Source organism: Kitasatospora sp. NPDC057512, from assembly GCF_042802135.1.
Taxonomy (GTDB): domain Bacteria; phylum Actinomycetota; class Actinomycetes; order Streptomycetales; family Streptomycetaceae; genus Kitasatospora.
On record NZ_JBHVET010000800.1, the window covers coordinates 1 to 3,614 of the forward strand.

Annotated in this window: 4 protein-coding genes; all 4 read right to left on the reverse strand. The window is 65.3% G+C overall.

Annotated features, from left to right (window positions below; genetic code table 11):
• Positions 1–41 precede the first annotated feature (41 nt).
• On the reverse strand, positions 42–476 hold the full coding sequence (locus ACFU6K_RS33925) for a peptidase inhibitor family I36 protein (protein WP_380669658.1): 435 nt from the start codon (positions 474–476) through the stop codon (positions 42–44).
• A 57-nt stretch (positions 477–533) separates the two neighbouring features.
• Complete coding sequence (locus tag ACFU6K_RS33930; RefSeq protein WP_380669660.1) at positions 534–974, reverse strand: peptidase inhibitor family I36 protein; 441 nt, start codon at positions 972–974, stop codon at positions 534–536.
• 48 nt (positions 975–1,022) lie between these two features.
• Entirely contained in the window at positions 1,023–1,466 is a 444-nt protein-coding gene (locus ACFU6K_RS33935) for a peptidase inhibitor family I36 protein (protein WP_380669662.1), read from the reverse strand.
• Positions 1,467–1,825: 359 nt separating this feature from the next.
• Positions 1,826–3,007 carry an RICIN domain-containing protein gene (locus ACFU6K_RS33940; RefSeq protein WP_380669664.1) on the reverse strand — a complete coding sequence of 394 codons (1,182 nt, stop codon included), beginning with the start codon at positions 3,005–3,007 and terminating at the stop codon, positions 1,826–1,828.
• Positions 3,008–3,614: the final 607 nt, after the last annotated feature.

The window sequence follows — 3,614 nt, forward strand, 5'->3', positions numbered from 1 at the left end:
GTTTCACACGGCCGCGGGGGTCGGCCGGGTCCTGGGGCGGGTCAGCAGTACTTGAAGGAGCTGATCTTGTCGTTGATCCACGACGGGACGGAGGGCCACCGCTCCCAGGGGCCGATCTTGAACTCCAGGCCGCCGTAGTTGTTGTTCTCGTAGAAGCAGATGCTGCTCCCGGTGTTGTTCACCACCGACGACGTGACGTCCTGCATCCCCGTCCACAGGCCGCCCTTCCGCTCCAGCTTGCCCATGTCGCCGATGTTCTGGTCCGAGGCGATCGCCGCGAACTTGCCGGTGGAGCCCGTGTTGCCGACGTAGCTGTTCTCGGTCCACAGGCAGACGTAGTTGGTGGGGCACGCTCCGGCGCCCTGCCCGATGCCGAGGATCGTGTTGGCGCTGGCGGAGCCCGACACGGTCACCACCAGTCCGACGGCGGCGGCCGCGCACAGGCCGAGCCTGGTCATCTTCTGGGAAAGCTTCATGACGATCCGTTCAGGTCGAGGTGGGGAGTCGAGGTGAGGATTCGAGGTGAGGAGGGGTCAGCAGTACTTGAAGGAGCTGATCTTGTCGTTGATCCACGACGGTACGTAGGGCCAGTGCTCCCCAGGGCCGATCTTGAACTCCAGGCCGGTGTACCAGTTGTTCTCGTAGAAGCAGATGCTGCTCCCGGTGTTGTTCAGCACCGACGAGGTGATGTCCTGCATGCCCTTGTCCCCACCGGAGTCGCGCTTCTGGAGCTTGCCCATGTCGCCGGTGTTCTGGTTCGACGCGAAGGAGCCGAACTTCGCGTCGTTGATGGTCCCGCCCCGGATGAAGTTGGCCTCCGACCACAGGCAGACGTAGCCGTCGGGGCACGACCCGGCCCCGTGGCCGATGTTGTAGACGTTGGTGGCGCTCGCGGAGGTCGCCCCGGTCACGATCAGGCCGACGGCGGCGGCGGCCGACAGGCCCAGCTTGGCCAGGTTCCTGGAGAGCTTCATGACGATCCGTTCAGGTCGAAGAGAGGGAGAGGAGGGGGAGGGGACAGGTCAGCAGAACTTGAAGGAGCTGATCTTGTCGTTGATCCACGACGGGACGGAGGCCCACTTCTCCCGGGGGCCGATCTTGAACTCCAGGCCGCCGTAGTTGGCGTGCTCGTAGAAGCAGATGCTGCTCCCGGTGTTGTTCACGACCGAGGAGGCCTCGTCCGCCATGCCCTTCCAGCGCCAGAGCTTGCTCTCGAACTTGAACTTCCCCAGGTCCGCGATGTTCTCGTTCGCGCCCACGGCACCGTAGTCGACCCCGCCCTTCGGGTTCCCCACGATGTAGTTGTTCTCGCTCCACAAGCACACCCAGTTGGCGGGGCACTTGCCGGGACCGGTCTCGATCGAGGTGAGGATGTCGGCGCTCGCCGTCGTCGTCGTGGCGGCGAGCACCCCGGCCACCGTGGCGACACCCACCGCGAGCCTCGTCGTCATTCGTCGCAGGTCCATGCTGGTCTCCTCTGCTCTTCAACTGCCCAGGGGGCGCTCCGACGTTCGTTCGCGGAGCAGCACCACTGTGGCGGCGAGGGCAGGCGGGCCGCATCGGTCATCCGACTGCATGGGGAACCGGCGCCGGTGACCTATCGGCGACCTAGGTGACCTGTCGACGACCTAAGGCGTGCATCGGGTCGTGATCAGTCTGTAGGTCGCGCCTTCGCAACCGTCACCACATGCCCTCTGGCAGCGCCAAGGCGCGACTCCCGCGACGAAGCTTCAGCGTGGAGAGCTGGAAGCTCGACAGGAGCCGCGCCCGTTTGGCAGGTCACATCAGCCGTGCCAGGAGTCCTGACCTACAGCGCCGGAACGGACTACGCCGACGGGCGCGTCGCCGGGTACGGATAGCCGTTGGGAACCGTCTTGTAGCAGGCTTCGGCCCACGTGGCCGCGGACGGGTTGGTCGTGCACTGGTAGAGCACGCTGGCGTTGCTCGGAGAGTCGGTGCCGTCAACCGCCGGGATGGTGGCCGTTCCCGTCCCCTGCCAGCTGTCCCCCTTGTCGTTGGTGATGCTCCAGGTACCGGTCATCGCCTTCAGCAGCTGAGCTCGGGCCACCCAGCCCACCTGACCGGGCGGGATGTCGAATTGAACCTGACCAGACTGCGTCGAAGTGGTGTTCCACTGGCTTCCCCAGTACCCCTGAATGGCCACGGAGATCGATGCCGCCACGGGCGACGCACTCATGGGCCCGGTTCCGATCGTTCCGGTGACCGTGACCGATCCGCCGTTGCTGAAGGTGTACCCCGTGCTCTGCGACCAGCCGTACTGGTACACCGAGCCACTGGCGCCCGCGAAAGCCGGGGGACCCACCACCTGGGCCGGGCCGGCCTTCGCCGGAGCCGGAGTCCCCACCTGGAACGTAGCCGTCGGGATGACCGAGGACTTGTTGTTGAACTGGGTCAACGCATACATCGTGGCCCACGATTTCAGCTGCTGGACGAGTTCCGGCGCATACTCCTGGCCGGGAGTGTATTTGCCGATCGCGAAGCGGTCGTTCCAGGCGCTCGAACCCTGGCAGTTCCAGAGACCCACGGTGGTGCCCGCCGACGTCTTGGCACCCCAGGCATTCAGGCACTTGTTGTCACTGGCATGCCGGAAGCGGAATTGTTCGTATCCGGAATTCGTTGTCTGCAGCGGCTGGGCGTACCAGTCCTGGGAACTCTGACCACTACAGGTCTGCACAGAAGTGGCGCTATCGGAATTGTTGGCGGCGTCGAGGCACAGCCCACTCGATGCGACCCGAATCGTGAAGGTTCCGTTCCCACTGGGACTGGGAACGAACATCCAGTGGTTCTGGGGGCCGTAATCAGTGCTCAGGCGCACGGCACTGCCGGCTCCGCCGGTCGCAGCGACATCCGGCATACCGCCGTCGGTATAGCCGCCGATGATGTTTCCGCAGAGCACACCGCCAACGCCGCAGGACGGCGCCGCATACGCCGCACCGGTGGCCAGGGGCGAGACAGCCACACCAAGGGCCATGACGCCGATTCCCATGGCGGCCGACCCCAGGCGTCGGGCCTTCGGGGAGGTTCTCTTGACCATTGCGACTCACGACCTTCTTCGTCGGTTGACTTCATGTGGAATGCGCGGGATGCGCGGCAACAGCGAGAGATCCTGCTTCGATCGGTGATATTCGACCAGAAGGATCCGATGGTGCGGGCATGTCACATGTGGTGTGGCAATCGGCCCCCTTCCCCTCCTCGGCCTCTCATGCGGCCCCGCGTCGCCACGCGGGCGTCGTCAAGGCGTTGCCCCACCCCCTCTCGCACCCTGATCCTCCAGGGGAGGCCGGGCAGCAAGAACACTGAGGGCGATTTGAGGGTAAGTTCGAGATAAGGCCGTGTACAGGCGTAGAACCAGCCGTTCCAGTATCCGTATTCAAGCCGAACGGGCCCAGCCCCGGCCCTCTCTGCCGCTCTTGACGCCCACTGGTGCAACACCATCGACAGCAGCGGCATGCGGACCGGCTGGTACACCTGCTGAGCAGTCGTCTGACAACCCGGTGACCACCGGCTCCTGCCGTCGCCGGCGAGGAGGCGGGCCGCTTCGGTCCGACCGCCGCCGGCTCGTAGGACCTTGGGGAACGAACGCGGGCCCGGAC